Origin of the sequence: Chryseobacterium sp. ON_d1, from assembly GCF_006829085.1 — a bacterium.
GTDB lineage: Bacteria > Bacteroidota > Bacteroidia > Flavobacteriales > Weeksellaceae > Chryseobacterium.
The window spans coordinates 1-20,363 of sequence record NZ_BJTC01000010.1 but is presented as its reverse complement, the minus strand read 5'-3'; the positions used below and the strand labels follow the sequence as shown (position 1 = coordinate 20,363).

General features: G+C 35.8%; 16 protein-coding genes. All 16 read left to right on the top strand.

Annotated features, from left to right (window positions below; all coding sequences use genetic code 11):
• Positions 1–86: 86 nt before the first annotated feature.
• On the top strand, positions 87–2,648 hold the full coding sequence (gene topA, locus CRS_RS16005) for a type I DNA topoisomerase (protein WP_142725029.1): 2,562 nt from the start codon (positions 87–89) through the stop codon (positions 2,646–2,648).
• Positions 2,649–3,016: 368 nt separating this feature from the next.
• Positions 3,017–3,391 (top strand): hypothetical protein, encoded by a 375-nt coding sequence (locus CRS_RS16000; RefSeq protein ID WP_142725028.1) that lies wholly within the window; start codon positions 3,017–3,019, stop codon positions 3,389–3,391.
• A gap of 366 nt (positions 3,392–3,757) precedes the next feature.
• A complete protein-coding gene (locus CRS_RS15995) occupies positions 3,758–5,218 on the top strand; it encodes a T9SS type A sorting domain-containing protein (protein WP_172617094.1) in 1,461 nt (486 codons plus the stop codon).
• A 105-nt stretch (positions 5,219–5,323) separates the two neighbouring features.
• The gene (locus tag CRS_RS15990) at positions 5,324–6,394 is read left to right on the top strand and encodes a formimidoylglutamase (RefSeq protein WP_142725026.1); all 1,071 of its coding nucleotides are present in this window, start codon (positions 5,324–5,326) and stop codon (positions 6,392–6,394) included.
• Between the two features lie 3 nt (positions 6,395–6,397).
• Entirely contained in the window at positions 6,398–7,399 is a 1,002-nt protein-coding gene (locus tag CRS_RS15985) for a glycosyltransferase family 2 protein (protein ID WP_142725025.1), read from the top strand.
• Between the two features lie 114 nt (positions 7,400–7,513).
• Positions 7,514–8,632, top strand: a complete 1,119-nt coding sequence (locus CRS_RS15980; protein WP_142725024.1) for a glycosyltransferase family 4 protein — start codon at positions 7,514–7,516, stop codon at positions 8,630–8,632.
• A gap of 34 nt (positions 8,633–8,666) precedes the next feature.
• The gene (locus tag CRS_RS15975) at positions 8,667–9,551 is read left to right on the top strand and encodes a polysaccharide biosynthesis/export family protein (protein ID WP_142725023.1); all 885 of its coding nucleotides are present in this window, start codon (positions 8,667–8,669) and stop codon (positions 9,549–9,551) included.
• 2 nt (positions 9,552–9,553) lie between these two features.
• Positions 9,554–12,055, top strand: coding sequence for a polysaccharide biosynthesis tyrosine autokinase (locus CRS_RS15970; protein WP_142725022.1), 2,502 nt, complete (start codon positions 9,554–9,556; stop codon positions 12,053–12,055).
• 213 nt (positions 12,056–12,268) lie between these two features.
• Positions 12,269–13,159: a DUF6089 family protein gene (locus CRS_RS15965; RefSeq protein ID WP_142725021.1), complete on the top strand. Its 891-nt coding sequence runs from the start codon at positions 12,269–12,271 to the stop codon at positions 13,157–13,159.
• Between the two features lies 1 nt (position 13,160).
• Positions 13,161–13,910, top strand: a complete 750-nt coding sequence (locus CRS_RS15960; RefSeq protein ID WP_142725020.1) for an isoprenyl transferase — start codon at positions 13,161–13,163, stop codon at positions 13,908–13,910.
• Between the two features lie 28 nt (positions 13,911–13,938).
• On the top strand, positions 13,939–16,473 hold the full coding sequence (gene bamA / locus CRS_RS15955) for an outer membrane protein assembly factor BamA (protein ID WP_142725019.1): 2,535 nt from the start codon (positions 13,939–13,941) through the stop codon (positions 16,471–16,473).
• An 8-nt stretch (positions 16,474–16,481) separates the two neighbouring features.
• Entirely contained in the window at positions 16,482–17,036 is a 555-nt protein-coding gene (locus CRS_RS15950; protein ID WP_142725018.1) for an OmpH family outer membrane protein, read from the top strand.
• Positions 17,037–17,101: 65 nt separating this feature from the next.
• Positions 17,102–17,605 (top strand): OmpH family outer membrane protein, encoded by a 504-nt coding sequence (locus tag CRS_RS15945; protein ID WP_142725017.1) that lies wholly within the window; start codon positions 17,102–17,104, stop codon positions 17,603–17,605.
• Between the two features lie 70 nt (positions 17,606–17,675).
• A complete protein-coding gene (locus CRS_RS15940) occupies positions 17,676–18,161 on the top strand; it encodes a thioesterase family protein (protein ID WP_142725016.1) in 486 nt (161 codons plus the stop codon).
• A gap of 44 nt (positions 18,162–18,205) precedes the next feature.
• Entirely contained in the window at positions 18,206–19,069 is an 864-nt protein-coding gene (gene rfbD, locus CRS_RS15935) for a dTDP-4-dehydrorhamnose reductase (RefSeq protein ID WP_142725015.1), read from the top strand.
• A gap of 7 nt (positions 19,070–19,076) precedes the next feature.
• Positions 19,077–19,754, top strand: a complete 678-nt coding sequence (locus CRS_RS15930) for a hypothetical protein (protein WP_142725014.1) — start codon at positions 19,077–19,079, stop codon at positions 19,752–19,754.
• The last annotated feature ends 609 nt before the right edge of the window (positions 19,755–20,363 follow it).

Here is a 20,363-nt window from a genome sequence, read left to right as displayed (position 1 = left end):
TAAACTAATTTGTTTGTTAAATTAAAGCCGTTTAACAAAAAGTATATAATAAAAAAGCTTTACTTTTGCAAAAATTTTTAGTTAGAATGTCGAAAAATTTAGTAATCGTAGAGTCCCCGGCTAAAGCAAAAACTATTCAAAAATATTTAGGAAAGGATTTTGAAGTGAAATCCAGTTTCGGGCATATCCGGGATCTCCCTAAAAAAGGAATGGGGATAGACCTTGCTACCTTCAGTCCTGATTACGAAGTTTCAGCAGACAAAAAGAAATTGGTAACCGAATTAAAGGCCGCTGTAAAGAAAGCAGATATGGTATGGCTTGCTTCCGATGAGGACCGTGAAGGAGAGGCCATTGCATGGCATCTTGCGGATGAACTGAAGCTGAAGCCTGAGAACAGAAAGAGAATTGTTTTCCATGAGATTACTAAAAATGCCATTCTAAAAGCAATCGACAATCCCAGAGATATTGATCAGAATTTGGTGAATGCCCAGCAGGCAAGAAGAGTGCTGGACAGAATTGTAGGTTTTGAAATGTCACCCGTTTTATGGAAGAAAGTAAAACCGGGACTGTCTGCAGGAAGGGTACAGTCTGTAGCGGTAAGACTGATTGTTGAAAGAGAAAAGGAGATCCGTGAGTTTACGCCAAAGGCAAGTTTTAAGCTTGATGGGATCTTTTTAAATAAAGCTGAGCAGGAAATTGCTGCCAAGCTGAAAAAAGACTTTGAAAAAGAGGAAGAAGCAGAAAAATTCCTGGAACAGTCCAGGACTACGGAATTTAAAGTTCTGAATGTTGAAACCAAACCAGGTACACGTTCGGCTTCAGCACCTTTTACAACATCTACTTTACAACAGGAAGCTTCTTCAAGACTTGGATATAACGTAACCAATACGATGCGCCTGGCTCAGAGGCTATACGAAGAGGGTTTCATTACCTATATGAGAACAGACTCTGTGAATCTTTCGCAGGAAGCTATTGAAGGAGCGAAAAAACAAATTGTATCAGAATATGGAGCAGAATATTCTTCTCCGAGAAACTATACTACAAAGTCAGCTTCAGCACAGGAAGCTCACGAGGCCATCCGTCCTACGGATTTTGGAGTGAAAAGTATAGGAGATGCGCAGCTCAACAGGTTGTATCAATTAATATACAGAAGAACACTGGCTTCTCAGATGGCTAATGCCAAAATTGAAAAGACAGTGATTGAAATAGGCAATACATCATTGCCGCATCATTTTGAAGCACAGGGAGAGGTTATTATATTCGACGGTTTCCTGAAAGCTTATGGAATTGTAAAAGCGGAGGACGATGATGAAGAAAACAATGAAAAATTACTTCCGAAAGTAAAGGTAGGTGAGATCCTGAATTATAAATCTATAACAGCCACTGAAAAATTCACAAGGCCAAGCGCAAGGTATACTGAAGCCGGATTGGTGAAGAAACTTGAAGAACTGGGAATTGGGAGGCCTTCTACTTATGCGCCTACAATTCAGACGATACAGAACAGGGAATATGTGGATAAAAGAGAAATAGAACCACAAACCCGTGAAGTAATCAAAATGTCTCTGCTGAATGACAAGATCAAAAAAGTGGTTCTTGAAGAGAAATTCGGTGGTGATAAAAATAAATTTGTACCTACAGATATCGGTGAAGTTGTCAATGATTTCTTAACAGATAACTTTAGAGAAATTCTTGATTATGGTTTCACAGCAAGAGTGGAGGAAAGCTTTGACGAAATTGCAAGCGGTGATCAGAAATGGAAGGAGATGATGACGAATTTCTACTCAAAATTCCACCCGAGAATTGAAGACGTAGAAGAAAATGCAGACCGTGCAACAGGAGACAGACTTTTAGGAGTAGATCCTAAGACCGGTAAAAATGTACATGCCAGAATCGGAAGATTTGGAGCAATGATCCAGATTGGAGAAACAGATGATGAGGAAAAACCGATCTTTGCCTCCTTAATGGCTGGACAGAATATTGCAACCATTACTTTTGAAGAAGCTTTGGAATTGTTCAAATTACCTTTTGACTTAAATGAAGTTGACGGACAACCGGTTTCTGTTGGAGTGGGCAGATTTGGACCTTATGTAAAATGGGGAGAAACTTATATCAGTATTCCGAAAGGTGAAGATCCGCTTTCTGTAGATCAGAAACGTGCTGAGGAAATTATCAGTGAAAAGAAAATTGCTGATGCTCCGATTGCAACGTATAAAGGGGAACCCGTAACAAAAGGTACAGGAAGATTCGGGCCATTTATCAAGTACAGGGATATTTTCGTAAATGTTCCTAAGAGATATGATTTTGAAAACCTTTCTCAGAGTGATATCAATGAACTGATTGATGCTAAACTTGAAAAAGAGGCGAACCGGTACATCCAACAGTGGGAAAAAGAAAAAATTTCCATTGAAAACGGAAGATGGGGTCCTTTCATCAAATTCGGAAAAGCAATGTTCAAAATTCCAAAGAAAGCTGATGATACAAAATATGAATCAGATGAACTGAAAGAAATTTCTTTAGATGAGGTTAAAAAATGGATTACTGATCAGGATCCGAAAGCCTTTGCGGAAAAGAAAAAACCAGCAGCTAAAAAAACTGCTACTACAAAGAAAACAACAGCGGTAAAGAAAACCGCTGCCAAAAAGAAATAAATAGTTTTTAATACAATATGAAAGCGCAGACAAAGTCTGTGCTTTTTTGCTTTTATAAAGCTGGCTGCTAAATGATGGTTATATGGGCTAGTGCTTTTCATTGAGAATCATTAAAAAATATAAAAAGACCTATGATAACAGTTAACTAAATTCTCTTTGTAGGGATTTAACCTTGCGGATGGCGATGATTGCTTAGTTCTAAGTATAAATACGTAAATGAAAAATACAGTACTAAGACTGTGATATTCAGTATTTTAAATCTGTAGTTTTACATCGTAATATTACAGAGAGTGGAGTTCAGAAACCACTTTAAAAACGGGGCGGATTCTGAAAAGCCATATGAGTAAGAAAACAAAAACTATAAGATCATGTCAGAATTTAATTTTAGCAAAGAAGCTATCTCACACGCATTAGAAGCAGCAAAAAGATCACACGATGACAGCCAGGCAAGTCGCCGTGCGGTAGGAGCAGAATCAGATTTAAGCCTGGTGAATGCCAGTGCCGGTTATCTTCTTGTAACGGCAGAGTGTATATCAATTACTGTTGAGAATAACAAAGTCTGTATCAATTTACCGTTAGGTTTTGGGAAATATTGCTTTAGCATCCCATTAAGTATTCCTAATGGAACAGCGGGTCAGGCTTGTTTATCAATATGTACTACCTGGGGGATCCCAACAGGAATTAGAGTTAATATTAATATAGCCGGAATAACAATTATCAGCCAGTCATTCGGAAAGTGCTAATTAATCGTTTCTGATTAGAATAAAATCCGTCTCATATGCTATATGGGACGGATTTGTTTTTGAAGTCTTAGGATGTAAAAAAAATGAATGACACCTGAAAATAAAAATTATTTTAATTTAAAATCTTGTTGTATGATAATTTTCCTTGGCAGAATAGGTTTTTTGGGATACTGAAACTTTTGGTGAAAATGAAATTCCAGCTGCTAATAGAAATGTAACAGAATAAAGGAACTGCTAATGTTGTTTATTCGTGGTTCCTTTATAATTATTGTAGGAAAATTTTTTCATTAGTTTTATGATGAAATCTCTACCTTTGACCGTTTAAAAACTAACTAATAACCTGAAATGTATTTTAAATTGAGGCTTATGTATAAAATTCTATCTGTTTTAGGGCTTTTCATCACTATGAATGTCTTCGCACAGGAAAACCTGCTGGACACAACGTATGGTTTAAGCGGTGGGTATACCGATTTTGCTTTTTATAATGGCAGTCAAATGTCTGGAGGGCTGGAAATTCAGGCTACAACAAAACTTCCTGATGGAAAAGTTTTGGCAGTAGGAGTAAGTTTCATTGCCCGTTTTACTTCTAATGGGATATTAGATACTTCATTTTCCAATGGTTCCGGATATAAGCTTTTTTCCCAGAAAAACTATGGTCGTATAAAACCTGCAGGCGATGGTAATTATATTATCATGGATATAGGATTCGGAGGGGTACAAAAAATAGATGAAAATGGAAATTTTGTCAATAATTTTACTCCCTACACCCAATCTGCATCCTATGCAGATATAGATATAGATCAAAGTGGAAGAATTTATCTTCTGAAATATACAACATCCAATTCCGGCTCAGATTACAGCCTGGTACGTCTTTTACCAGACGGAACCGTAGATGCTTCTTTTGGAAACGGAGGTACACTGGCTTTAGGGTTTACGTATCGGTACAGAAAAGTAAGCGTAAATAACAATAATGAAATCTTTATGGCTGGCCAGAAAATTGTTGCAGTGAGTGATCAGAGGATCGTGGTTACAAAGCTTCAGGCTAACGGTAGTTTTGATATGTCTTTCGGAAATGCAGGTACTTTTCTGTATTCACCAGGGCAGAACGTAAACAGCAGTGCTCATTTAATGTTTTTGGATAATGGAAAAATATTGGGATTAACTGCTGGAAGTATTTGTAACGGAAGTAATTGTTTTGGACTGATTACCTATCGGCTGAATGCAAACGGAACTTTAGATACAACATTTAAAAATACAGGAATTAGTGTTATTCCGGTCCAATCTGATTCAACTCCTATGAAAGTGATTCGCCTTCCGGATGGCAGCTTTATGATTTCAGGAACAGGTTGGTACAATACCTATGCTTTGAAGATGGATGAAAATGGAGATCTTGATAACTCCTTTGGATTAAATGGTAAAATCATTACCCCACAAATGCTGAATAAGAGTGTGTACAATGGAGGATTCGAACTGTATGGAAATTCAATCGTTTTATTTGGGGTTTATTCAATATGGTATGGAGCGCAAACTCGTTATGTAGGAACTGCCCGTAAATATTTTTTCAATGCAAGCAGTCTGAAAACCTCCGAAACAGCAGTGGAAAGAATAGGGCTCTACCCAAATCCTGCTAAAGATTTTCTGAATGTTACATCAATTGATAAAATAATGGGTTATGCTATATATGACGCAAATGGCAGAAAAATAATGTATTCGGAAACTCAATTATCAGAAGGGGGGATTAATGTAAGTAGTCTTCTTTCAGGGCTGTATTTTATCGATATGAAAACAATTAAAGGAAGTGTTGTATCAAAATTTATAAAAAAATAATTGATAAATAATTCTTATCTTACCAAAAGTCTTCTTCCAGGAAGGCTTTTTTTGTAAGTTTGTTAGATCAAGCAATTAATCATTTATTACATTTCAAATTAAAATATGGATTTCGAAGACTTTATCATTTCACCAAGGAATTTCAAAACAGAAAGCTGGCAGATAGGAAATCGGATTACTAAAGATATCAGAGAGGACAGCATTGTTCTCTTGTTTGTGTCAGATTACAGAGGAGCTGGTGGAGATGCGGAAGTGCAGGACTTTACAGCAGTAAGAAAAGAATTTTACAAGCTCTCACAAATGGACTTTGAAATTCCTGTAGTAGATCTTGGAGATCTGGTATCAGGAAAATCAGTTCAGGATACCCACTATATCTTGCAGGAAGTTCTGTCAGCATGTCACTATAAAAGAGCTATTCCGGTGATTATCGGAGGTTCCAATGATTTTGCCTTTTCATTATTTTCAGCATTGAATTTTCACAAGAAAAGTCTCAATTATACCCAGATCAGTAACATTATTTCTCTCCAGCAGGGAGAGACAATCAATGAACATACCTTTTTAAGCAAAATTTTTGGTGCCAAAAATTTTTCCATTAAAAATTATCATCATTTAGGTTATCAGAAACATTTGAACGAAATGGATTCTGTAAGACTGATCAAAGAAGTGGAATTTGATATTATCCGTCTTGCTGAAATGATGAACTCAACAGAAAAAACAGAGCCTTTCTTCAGAAAAGCAGACCTGGTGACTGTAAACTGTGATGCTGTCGAAAGTTTCAGTGAGCCTTTTTCTATGAATCCACAGGTCAACGGATTGAACAGAAGAGAAATCTGTGCCTACATGAAGGAAATAGGACTGAGTGAAAACCTGAAGTCTGTCGGGATCTTTAATTATAATATCTATTCGGAAAACCAGCTGAACCATCAGCTTTTAGCGCAGATGTTATGGTATCTGATTGAAGGGATCAACATTCAGCACTCTCATCCGAAAGAAAGAAATTATGAGCTGTTCTATGTTTTAATAGATGACAGGCAGTATGCATTCAGGCGTGATACTTTCAGTAATTTGTGGTATTTTGGTGATGATGAAAATATAGAAAACTGCATTCCGTGTTCCAGAAAAGATTTTGACGAAGCTAAAAAAGGATGGCTGAATGCAAGACTGACGAAAATTTAATGTATGACAAATGTTCCCTCAAGAGTATCCATTATTGTTCCCGTTTACAATGTAGAAAATTATCTGACAAAATGCCTTGACTCTCTGGTAAACCAAAGTCTCCCGGATATTGAGATTCTTGTTGTGAATGACGGAAGTAAAGATCGTTCTGAAAAAATCATTACAGAATATGCTCAGAAATATCCGGATAAAATAAAAGCTTTTACCAAAGAAAATGGAGGTTTAAGCGACGCCCGTAATTTTGGGATTGATAGGGCGACCGGTGATTATATAGGATTTGTGGACAGTGATGACTATGTCACAGAAAATATGTTTGAGGAAATGCTTCTTTTAGCAGAAAAACATCATGCAAAAATGGTGATCTGTAATATTCAGAAAGTGGACGAAAACGGAAAAGTCACCCAAAAACTGACTCAGCTTCCCAATATGCCTGAAAAAATTATCCTTGAAAGTAACTTTTCTGTATTTTCTGATATCAGCTACTTTGCATGTAATAAGCTGTTCAAAAAAGAACTTTTTGACCGGAAAAGATTTAAAAAAGGAATTCATTTTGAAGATATTCAGCTTATTCCACAGCTTTTGCTGGAATGTGATGTTATAGCACAGACGCAGAGTTTCCATTATCAGTACTTTGAACGTACAGATTCTATTACAAAGACCCATACAGAAAAAGGACTTGATATGCTGAAAGCGGTATCAGATGTAGAAAAGGTGTTCAGAGAGTCCCCATATGCCAGCAAACAGGAAGAACTGAAAAATTTTCAGATTTTTGAAGGAGTATATTCGTTTCTGGCCTATCTGGCCTTCGTGAAAAAAGAAGAAATATTCTATGAAATGTCTGAGCAGCTGGTTCTTTTTATGAAAGAAAGACAGATAAAAATTCAAGATATATTGAAGTATAGTCGTTTTGGTAAGAATTATCTTTTATCTTTGCCCTTGAAGAAAAAAATTTTTTATCTGTTATTTTTTGCGGGACAGAAAAAATTGATAAGAAAACTGATTTAGTAAACACAAATGTAGTACTATTGTTTCGGTCAATAAAAAATAGTAGTGAGGTTTTTGATAACAGCCGGCGTTATAATTTTTTATTCACAGGATACAAGTGCTGAGTAAGAAAGAATGAAAAACTTTGAATTGTTCTTAAGCGGATCGGGAATACCTATTTTCTATATAAAAATAGGATTAGGCTTTGTATTCTCCTTTTTAATTACATTTTTCTCCATTCCTACCATTGTCAAGATTTCAAGAAGAAAAAATCTGATGGATGAGCCTGGAATAAGAAGCTCTCACCTTAGAGAAATTCCTAACTTAGGTGGGATCGCTATCTTTTATTCGATAGGAATCTGTGCTTCTATTTTTGCCTATGAGCTGTTTGATCTCTACAAATTTTTATTTGCCTCACTGATTATCCTTCTGTATGTGGGAGTGATGGATGATATTGTGGTGATGAGAGCTTATAAAAAGCTTGTTGCACAGATTGTAGTTTCCGCGTTGGTGGTTATTGGTTCAGATATCAGGATCAGAAGTTTATTTGGAATATTCGGGGTTTATGAGCTGGAGTATTTTGTAAGTGTGATATTCAGTATTATTACTTTTATTATCCTGATCAATGCTTTCAATCTGATAGATGGGATAGATGGATTGGCCGGTGGATATTCCGTCATCTGCAGTGCCTTATTTGGAATAAGCTATTATCGGTTGGGAGAATATAATTATCCGCTGGTCGTATTGTCTGTGGTTATTATCGGGACAGTGCTGGCATTTCTCTATTATAATCTGTCCAATTACAGGACCCGTAAAATATTTATGGGAGATACGGGGTCTATGCTGCTTGGTTTTTTACTTGCCTTTACTTCCATTTGTTTTATAGATATTTTTATAGATAAAAAACTGGCAGATGTGCCAAGATATCATCTGCAGTCTGCTCCTGTAGTAGCTGTGGCTATTCTTATTCTTCCGATTGTAGATACATTGAATGTAATTATGATCAGGCTTTACAACAAGAAATCACCATTCGACGCCGATAAAAACCATATTCACCATAAGTTGCTTAAGCTGGATCTTACTCACAGAAGAGCTACTTTTTATATTATTCTTTATTATCTGATGATTGTAGGGGTAGCTTATTACTTAAGACACATGAATGTCAATCTTTTATTATTGGTGATTATTTTATTAGGATTTTTCGGTGCTTACCTCCCGGATTTGCTATATCGGTTAAGAAATAACAAAAATTAACAATTAAATATTACTTTTGTAAACAATATTATATATGATGAAGAACTTTAAATATTTATTTCTAATATTCCCTCTTTTAGTTACCTCATGTATCACAACAAAGGATGTAAGATATTTACAGCCAAGTGAAAGCCTTGTGATTAATGAAGAAGGTCTTGTTCCCTACAACATTCCTGTATACAGAATTACTAAAAATGATATCCTTAATCTTAATATTGTGACAACTCCCAAAGGAGATGCTGCACAATTTTATTCCTCTTACAATACTTCCGGTGGAATAGCCGGCGGAAGTGTAACAAGTTCTGCGATTTCTGGCGGAGGGAGTGTAGCAGGATCAGCCGGTATTAATTCCGGAGGAAGCAGGGGAGGAAATATGAATTTTTATTTCAATGGTCTGAAAGTTGACGGCAATGGGGAAATCAATGTTTTTGGAATTGGCTATGTCAAAGCTGAAGGAAGAACCCTTGATGATATTTCAAAAGAAATACAGGAAAAAGTAAATGAAAACTTCCAGGAAGGAAAATCTGAAGTACGACTGAATATAGACGGTATTACTTATTATATTCTGGGGGATGTTGAAACCACAGGGCTTTCCGGAGAAAAGGTGGTTCATAAAAATACGCTTACCATTACCGAGGCACTGGCCATTAATGGAGGATTGAACAGAACCATTGATAAGAGAGAGATCGTTATTCACAGAAAGCTCCCGGAAGGAATCAAAATTGCCAAAATAGACCTTACCCGGGAAGATCTTATGAATTCCCCTTTTTATTATATCCAGAACGGAGATGAAATTTATCTGAACACAAGAGCGAAAAGCTTGAATGGATTCGGTAAAGATCCGATTCAGACTTTGACTACCGGAGTTTCAGTGATTACTACTGCATTGTCTATTTATTTACTTCTTAAAAATCTATAGTCATGATTCCAGAAAAAGTAACCGCTGCAGAGAAAAATTCTCAGAAAGACAAGTATGGGTCGTTCGCATTATTTGACATAGAACACTTTTTAAGAAGAATTCTTAAAAACTGGTACTGGTTTGTGTTCATGTTTTTTATAGGCTATGCCATTGCCTGGATATACAGTAAATATTATGCACAAAATATTTATGCGTCGGATTTATCACTAAGTACTTCCAGCAAAGGGTCAGAATTCCTGCCAACCCAATCCAATCAGTCTATTAATTTCATTTGGGGTGATACAGGAAATCAGGATGGGCTTTATCTGAAAAAAATGCTCCTATCCAGATCTCATAATGAGTTCCTGGTAAAAGAATTGGATCTTTTTGTGAACTATTCTACCAAAGGACTTATAAAATCTACTTACCTGGACAAAGATGATTCCCCTGTTTTTCTTCAGATAGACAGAGGCCATCTTCAGCAGATCAATTATCCTATTACTTTGATTCCCAAAGATAATGGGGCCTATGAGGTGGTTTTGCCTGATGAAGGTGAGTCTACAAGCTTATATAATTATGAAGTTGAAGGATTCCAAAGCATCAGCCCTTACAGCAGACCGGCTAATAAAGTGATAAAGATCAATGAATGGTATAACTCTCCCAATCTTAGATTCAGATTGCTTAAAAACCCCGTTCCCACTAAAATCAAGCTGGATAATATCATTATAAGCCTGAACTCTGTGAATCAGAGTGTAGATGAAATTGTATCTACAACCGGGGTAGATTTTGATAAAGAAATCAGATCTATTATGATTATTACCAAAAAAGGGTATAATCTTAACAGTACGGTTAATTTCCTGAACAAATCCGTTGCAGAACTGCAGAAAAAGAGACTGGCTGATAAAAACATTGTTAATAAAAATACAGATGTATTTTTAAAAGAAAACCTTGGTAATATCCGTAAAAAACTTGATTCAAGTGCAAATGTGCTGAATTACCTGAAAACTTCAGAAAAACTTTATAATATTAAAGACAGAGACGAAAAATCTCTGGAAAGAATAAAAGAGCTGGAAGCAAAAAAAGCAGATATTATTAGTAAAATCAGTTCTCTTAACAATATCAAAAATACTCTTCAGTCTCAGAATTTTGACAAAATGATCGGAACAAATGCTGCTGGTTTTGAAGATGGTGTCTTCTCTGCCACTGTTTCTGAATTGAGAGCATTGTATACCAAAAAAGCAGAAATGGCTACCATTTACAAGCCTTCATCAGAACCAATGAGAGAAATCAACAGGCTGATTGATGAAGCGAGAATGGGATCATCCAATAGCCTGAGAGGTTATTACAACAGATATTATGATGAAATCAATAAAATAGACCGCGAAATAGCGGGAGCCAACTCAGATTTAGCCTCTTACCCTGAAAAAGAAAGAAGATATTTGGATGCAGAAAGAGGTTATAATATGATTGAGGCCACTTATAACAGTCTTTTGGGTAGACAGAGCGATACACAGATGAGAATGGCAACCAATCAATCTGATATCACAGTAATTGACCCTGCTAAAAATGTAGGACAAAGACCTATAGGACCTAATGTAAAGCTGGCAAAGACGGTGATTATTTTAGGACTGCTTCTGCTTCCGTTGTTATTTATCCTTGTTGGAGAAGTATTGGATAACAAAATAAGGAATATCAAAGAACTCTTAAGTGCTACGAAAATTCCGCTTCTTGGGGTCATTGGAAATAACAGTAATGAAAATATGCTTACCGTTTTGGAGCAGCCAAAATCATCGGTATCTGAAGCTTTTAGGGGAATACGGGCAAATATGAGATTTCTCATGGATAATGAAAATGAGAAAGGTAAAGTCATTTTGATTACATCATCCATAGGAGGAGAAGGTAAAACATATATTTCCATCAATTTAGCTTCAGTTATAGGGTTGAGTGACAAAAAAACAATCTTGCTGGGTATGGATCTTAGAAAACCGAAAATCTTTGGAGATTTTAAGATTGATAATAAATATGGGATATCAAATTACCTTACGGGTGAAGTGGGAATTGATCAGATTGTAAACAAAACAAAAATCCCTAATCTGGATGTTGCTACTTCGGGGCCCATCCCGCCAAACCCCTCTGAGCTTTTAATGAGCCAGAGAAATATCAAATTTATAGAAGAACTTAAAGAAAAATACGATTTTATTATTATAGATTCACCACCGGTAGGATTGGTAGCAGATTCATATGAACTGATGAAGCTTTCTGATGCTAATCTTTATGTTGTACGCCATGAATACACAGAAAAGTATATGCTGAAAATGATTACGGAAAAATATCATAATGATGAAATTGACAATCTGGGCCTTATTTATAATGACTATAATACAAAACAGGGATATGGTTATGGCTACGGTTATGGCTACGGTTACGGTTATGGTTACGGCTATTTTGATGAAGATAAAAATTATAAAGAGCCATTGTTGATAAGAATCAGAAATAAAGTACGGGTGTTATTTAATAAAAAATAAAGCATTAAACCCTCATTTAATGGGGGTTTTTTCATATTTATTATATTTTCATTCTATGAAAAAAAGAATATTTTTGCCACTTTGCCGTTTACTTTATAACAAATTATGTTTTTTTGTTTATTTTTAACTAAACATTAAGATTATCATTAATATAAAAATGTTTTATATTTGCAAAAATTAAATTTTAAAATAACCATAAATCCATATTCTTTTATGAATAAAAAATTATTGTTTAGCTTCCTTGCCTTCCTTGGAGTGGTAAGTGTCAAAGCACAAAGAAACGAATTGGGAGTTCGTCTAGGTATGAGTAACCTAGTGGGAGATGTAGGAAGGACAAATTATATTTTACAAAAGCCGTTGGATTTAAGCAGAACGTCAGATTGGGGTGTCCCATTTTATGGTGGTTTATTATATAGATTTAATTTTAACCCGCATCAGACCGTTAGGTTGGATTTAGGATATAACCAGATTCAGTTTAGCGATAAAGCGGCAAAGGAAGATTACAGAAGAAATAGAAACTCATACGGAAAAAACAATGTGTATGAGGCGAGTTTAATGTTTGAATATAACTTTTTCCCTGTCAATAATGAGCAGATCAGCATGCTAAGCCCTTACATCTTCGGAGGTGTTGGTGCTTTGATGTTTGATGCGCCGAAAGCTACACTTATGAATGATTTCAGAAGAGATGCCGATGGTGTAGCACAGGCTCCGATCAATGAATTGGATTTTACCACTACAACAAATTATTCATTGGGAAAAAAAGTAACTATGCATATCCCTTTTGGTGTCGGTCTGAAGTATAAATTCAACCATTCCTGGGCTATATTTGCAGAAGCTACGTTCAGATATACATTGACGGATCAGTTGGATCACAGTAAGATCCTTTCCAAAGATGTAAAAACTTCTTTTAATGCTGATATCTTGGACCCTGCTACCGGTGGTTCATTATTACAGTCTGGAAATTACTATGCAGTTTCTAAAGAAAGAGAAGCAGAGTTTATTAAAAAGAGAAATATTGGAGATGACAGATCCAATGACTGGATCAATACATTCAGCTTAGGACTGACGTATTCGTTCGGAAGACCTCCATGTTATTGTGAATAATATGTCGTTGATTAAAGATAAAATAAATTCTGAGAATTTACCGAAACACGTAGCCATCATTATGGATGGTAATGGAAGATGGGCAAAATCTCGTGGCGAAGAAAGAACTTTCGGTCACAAAAATGCCATTAATGCAGTAAGGAATGCCATTAATGCCTGTAATGAGATCAATATCCCTTACTTAACACTGTATACATTCTCTTCAGAAAACTGGAGCCGTCCGGCAGAAGAAGTGAATACCCTGATGAATCTGTTGGTAGAAACCTTGCTGCTTGAAGCAGAAGAGATCTTCAGCAAAGGATTGAGAATGCATGTGATAGGGAATCTGGAAAAACTTCCCCCATTAGTAAGAGAGCAGCTGGAACGTGTAGTAGAACTTACAAAAGAAAACACAAAAGGAAACCTTGTATTGGCGATAAGCTATGGCTCACAAAATGAAATACTGGAAGCCGTTAAAAATATAAGTTCTGATGTAAAAGAAGGAAAAGTAGAGCTGGAAGATATTAACGAAAGTTTATTTGAAAGTTATCTGTATACAAAAGATTTTCCTCCTGTAGATTTACTGATCAGAACCAGCGGTGAAATAAGAATAAGCAATTTCCTGCTTTGGCAGATCGCTTATGCAGAATTACAGTTTTTAAATGTTCTGTGGCCGGATTTTACCAAAGATATTTTCTTTCAATGTATTGTTGATTATCAAAACAAAGAGAGAAGATACGGTTTAACCGGTGAGCAAGTAAAAGGCCAATAAAATTTTAAGAAAAGAAAGACTCGATAAAATGAAGTTTAGACTATTACCCATCATTATGTTTGCTGCTTCTGCACATTTTTATGGACAAGTAACTCCACAAGACAGCACAAAAGTAAATAATGCTGTACATGCAGAAAATGAGGCAGGTACTTACACACTTAAAGACATCGTTGTAGATGGGGTAAAAAAATATACACCAGCTCAGATCTTAAGATTTACGGGCCTTACAAAGGGAGAGAGTGTAGACATTCCGGGACAGAAAATCAGCAATGCTGTAAAAAAGCTTTGGGATACCCAATCTTTTTCTGAGGTGGAAGTTTATGTTCAAAGCATTGAAGGACAGACAATCGTTCTGAAATTTTACCTGCAGGATCTGAAGGAACTTGGAGAAGTAAAATTTACAGGGAAAGGAATCGGTAAATCTAAAAGTGAAAAACTGGCAAAGGATAACAACCTTAAACCTGGAACCAAAATTACTCAAAACCTGGTTTCAAGCCTTAAAACCAATGTTCCTAAAGATTATATTAAAAAAGGTTTTGCAGATGCCAAAATCAGTATCCAGGATAAAGTAAATGCAGGAGATCCTGCCTTAGTAGACTGGACAATTAATGTAGATAAAGGGAAAAGAATTAAAATTGACCATATTGAATTCGAAGGGAACGAAAATGTTTCCGATAGAAAGCTTAGAAACAAAGCTTTCAAAGAAACAAAACAAAAACGTTTCGGTATCGGCGGGATTCTGAAATCCTCAAAATTCATTGAAGATAAATATCAGGAGGATAAGCAAAGCCTTATCAGTTATTACAACTCCCTGGGATACAGAGATGCGAAAATCGTTTCTGATTCTGTTTGGAGAAACAAAAGAAATAACTACGAAATCAATGTAAAGCTTAACGAGGGTAAAAAATATTATATCGGGGATATTACATTCACGGGAAATACAGTATACGCTACAGAATATTTACAGCGATTACTTGGATATAAAAAAGGAGATATCTACGATGCTGTAGGTTTCAACAAAAAAGTAGGAGAAGACGGAGGTAAAGAAGACGATTCAGATATCAAATCTGTTTATATGAACAATGGTTACCTTTTCTCCAACGTAACACCTGTTGAAAAATCAGTATCAGGAGATGCCGTAAACCTTGAAGTAAGAATTAATGAAGGAGAGCAGGCTACCTGGAATAAAGTAACATGGCAGGGAAATACAACTACCCATGACCACGTAATTCTTAGAGCACTGAGAACAAAACCGGGAGAATTATTCAAGAAAACAGAAATTAAAAGAACATATTTCGATCTTGCAGGGATGTCATTCTTTGATCCCCAGCAGATTGGACAGGATATCCAACCCAATCAGCAGGATAATACTGTAGATATCAACTGGAAACTGGTAGAAAAAGGATCTTCTCAGGTACAGCTGCAGGCAGGTTACGGTGGTAACAGCTTTATTGGGACTTTAGGACTTACATTTAATAACTTTTCATTAAAGAACTTCCTTAAGTTCAAAGATTTCAAACCGGTACCTCAGGGAGACGGACAGACTTTCTCTATTCAGGTACAGGCAGGACAGTACTTCCAGAACTATGGAGTATCATTCACGGAACCTTGGTTATTCGGTACAAGGGCAACTGCTCTCTCTGTAAGTTTGAACAACTCAAGAGTAAGATATACAGACCAATATGGAAGTGCTCAAAAATTGAACATTTTCTCTGCATCAGCAGGATTGAACAGATTATTGAACTGGCCTGATGATTACTTCTCCCTGTATACAGGATTACAGTTCCAGAAGTATGACTTCAACAATTATCCGTTCCAGTTTGGTGATACTACAGAATATAATGGTACAGCCAATAACTTCAGTGTCAATTTGGGGCTGAGCAGAAACTCAGCAGGTATTGACCCGATCTTCCCGACAATGGGATCCAATATAGAGCTTTCAGCAAAACTGACTCCTCCGTACTCTTTATTTAAAAGTAAAGATTACTCTACGATGTCACCAATTGACAAGTACAAGTGGATGGAGTTCTATAAAATCAAGTTTAAAGCAGATGTTTACAATGAAATCATCGGAAAACTTGTGCTGAGATCATCTGCTGAAATGGGATTCATGGACGGATATAACAGTAAACTGGGAGCACCGCCATTTGAAAGATTCTATATGGGAGGTACAGGACTTTTCGGAGGAAGATATGACGGTAGAGAATTGATTCCTTTAAGAGGGTACGAAAATGCCACCACAGAAGGAGGTCAGGCAGAAGATATTACCCAGAAAGGAGGAGGTACCATCTATAACAGATTTACCTTAGAATTAAGATACCCGATCTCAATGAGCCAGACTGCAAAAATTTATGCATTGACATTTGCTGAAGGAGGTAACGTATGGAATTCATGGAGTACTTACAGCCCGTTCCAGTTGAAAAGATCAGTCGGTGTAGGAGTAAGGGTTTATATGGGAGCATTTGGATTAATCGGATTTGACTTCGCGCTTGGTCTTGATAAAACATTGTCAGGTGACAAGTCCGGATGGCGTAACCACTTCTTGATGAACCAAACATTATAATTACAAATATGAAGCACTTTAAAATAACTTTCATATTCATATTACTTCTGATTTTCGGATTGGGCAATGCTCAGAAAATAGGAGTAGTGGATACTAATGAAATTTTGAATAAATTACCTCAGTATAAAGAAGCTGAAGCAAGATTAAATTCTCAGATCGATACCTGGGAATCTGAACTTCAAAGCCTTCAATCTGAATATGAAAGAAAAAAGGCTGCTTTTGAGAGTGAAAAAGTTTTATTGATAGGGGACCAGCTTAAACTTAGAGAAAAAGAAGTAACGGACCTTGATAAAAATATTAAAACGACAACAAGCTTACGTTTTGGAGCTAACGGTGAAATCACAAAACTGAGAACCAATCTGGTGCAGCCTTTTCAGGACCAGATCTGGGGAGCCATCAAAACAATGTCCGAAAAAAACGGCTTGGGCATAGTTCTTGATAAAAGCAATAACATTAGTGTTATTTTCCTTCAGTCAAAGTATGATTATACCGAAAAAGTATTATCTATTCTGTTAAAAGGAACAGATAAGAAGGAAAAAACAAATAGCAAAAGCAAAAAATAATTTTAAAATTAACTTTTGCTATATTTTAAAATCTAAAAACAAATTAAATTATTTATTTACCAGTTATGAAAAAATTAAGTGTATTATTTGCAGCAGTAATGATGGTTGTATCTGTAGGTATGGCAAAAGCTCAAAAAATTGCTACTTTAGATGTAATGGGAGTTCTTAACGCTATGCCGGAGAAAAAGAAAGCAGATGCTGATCTAAAAACATTCTTAGATACTAAACAAGCTGAGATTAAGAAAAAAGCAGACGCTGCTCAGACTAAATATCAGCAATATCAGACAGAAGCTCCTAAAAAAACAGCTGATGAAAACAAAGCAAGAGAAGAGGAGATGAAAAAATTAGCAGATGAAATCCAGCAAATGCAGGACAAAGCTCAAAAAGATCTGCAGTCTAAGCAGGATGTAGCTTTCGGACCTATTGAAAAGAAATTAAATGATGCTGTAGAAAAAGTAGCTAAAGCTAACGGTTATGACTACATTATGGATGCAAACTCAACGGCATTCCTTTATAAAGCAGGACCAGATGCTACTGCTGCTGTAAAAAAAGAACTAGGAATTCAATAATTTCGGCAAATTAACAAAGATTTATAAAACTAACCACCTCTTTTAGAGGTGGTTTTTTTATTTTTGCGGAATGGAAAAAGAAGTATCAACCACGGTAAAAGTGAGGTTTAGTGACTGTGATCCGATAGGACATTTGAATAATGTGAAATATCTTGATTATATGTTCAATGCCAGAGAGGATCATGTAGAAACATTTTATGGTTTTACCTACGAAGAATATACCAAGAAAACAGGCTGTACATGGATTGCAATTCAAAATGAAATCGCCTACCTAAAAGAAGTAAGATACAACACTCAGGTAGTAATCAGCAGCAAAACCATCGATGTACAGGACAGAACGGCAAAAGTCGAAATCCTGATGAAAAGCCTGGATGAAAAAACAATTCATGCTGTACTTTGGGTGACTGTTATTTATTTCAATGTTAAAACAAGAAAATCTGAAGTGCATCCGGAAGAAATCAAAGGAATTTTTGATAAATTCTATGTAGATCTTATTCAGAAAGACTTCCAGTCAAGAGTGAAGTTCTTGAGAACCCAAAATGCTAAAAACTCTTAGATCCATTTCTTATTGAGGTTCCAATTAAATTAAATAATAAATAAATGAAGAAAATAGCAGTAATAGGTAGTAACGGGCAATTAGGAAACTGTATAAAAAAGATAGCTCCTGATTTTGAACATCAATATGAATTCTTATTTACAGATTCATCCACCTTAGATGTTACCAATGAAGAGCAGGTGAACGATTTTTTTTATGATAACAAACCTGATTACTGCATCAATGCTTCTGCATATACAGCGGTTGATCTGGCAGAAAAAGAAAAAGAAAAAGCCTTTGCGGTAAATGCAAGCGGAGTAGCTCATCTTGCTCAGGCTTGTGCAGACTATAAATCTACTCTGATTCATGTTTCAACGGACTATGTTTTTGATGGAACCACTAATCTTCCTTATTCTGAAGATGATTTTACCAATCCTATAGGAGTTTACGGAGAATCAAAAAGAAAGGGAGAGGAGCTTGCTCTGGAAATTAATCCCAAAACGATCATTCTGAGAACTTCATGGTTATACTCTGAATTCAATAAGAATTTTGTAAAAACAATGTTGAATCTGTTCTCTCAGAAAGATGAGTTGGGAATCGTAGCTGACCAGTACGGGCAGCCTACTAATGCCAATGATTTGGCAGAAGCCATTATAGAGATCATTCAGGCTCCACAAAAAACCTATGGAATTTTCCATTTTTCAAACTATCCGGAGACGACCTGGTTTGAATTTGCAAAAAAAATTGCTGAGTTCTCAAAATCAACGATAAAATTAAATGCTTTAACAACCGAACAGTATCCCACTCCTGCCAAAAGACCAGCGAGAAGTACAATGTCTCTGGACAAAATAGAGGAAACATATCACATAGAACCAAGGCATTGGGAAAACAGTCTTGAAGAATGTGTTGAAATACTTTCACATCAATAATATATATATGAAGAATATTGCAATCATCTTTTCTGTAGTATGTATCCAGCTGTGGAGCGCGCAGAATGTTTATATGACCAGGGTGGAAAAGACAAATGATAACACAGATAAATTCTTCTACAGAAAAGAAGATGCTACAGATGCTGTTTATTTAGGAGAAATAGAAGTACAGGGATTTTCAAAAGATGATGCACTTGTATTTTCTTCAGTATATAAAAAGGCAAAAGAGATCGGTGCCAATACGTTTGAGTTAAAGCCTTTCGAAAATATTGACGGCACACCCCAGCCATTCAATGCTGCGAATTATAAAGTTGCTTTATACTATACGCCCAAAGAAAAATTAGCTGCTAAACATGGCGATATGTATATATTTGCCTCTTCTGAAAAAGATCAGAAAATAAGTGTCAACCGAAAAGATTATACTATTTCGCCCAGATCGTTTTTAAAATTAAAAATTGTTCCGGGAGAAATCTATACCATCTCAACAAAAAAATTGTTAGGGTCTACAGTTAAAGTTCAGCCAAAAGCGAATGATGACAATCTGTATTTCCAGGTTTCTTCTTTAAAAGTAAAATCCGATAACTCAGGAGTAGGAGGTTTAAACCTGAAATCGGGAGATATTATTGGTCTTGAAAAGTCTTATGCAGAATTTTTGAGCGTAATCTATAAAGAAAAGAACCCATAAACATCAATTATAGCAGTTTTTTATGGTTCATATTGGAAAGAATGGACTGAGTAATTTTTGTTAGTTAAATTTTTCTTCCTTATTTTCAGTGGTTTAGGGTTTAATATTACGAAACGGTAAAATTTATGTTAAATAAACTTGTTTTGCGTTGTATGAAGTTGTTATCTTTGCCCCACTGAAAACGAGAGTAGATCAGTAGCGCAGGAGAGCCTTTAGATAGGCAAAAACATTATTACTTCAAAAAAGAAACAGGCGAAAAAAACTTTAAACTTTTTTTAAAAAAGAGTTGCGGGATAAAAAAGAGTTTGTATCTTTGCAGTCCCAATTAAGGGAGCGCAGGAGTAGGATGATTGAGGGTTAGTAAAGGAATTAAGGTTACTTAAAAAACTTTAAAATTTTCTTTAGAAACATTTGGTCATTAAGAAATAAAGTTTTACTTTTGCATTCGCAAATACGGAGCGACACTGACAGAGAGATTGCTTCGTGAAAAGCGAAAGATATAAAGATCATTGACATACAATATAACAACCAAGTAAGGAAAAACTAAAGCGTTAAAAACTTTGAGTGAGTCAGACAAACATACAATGGAGAGTTTGATCCTGGCTCAGG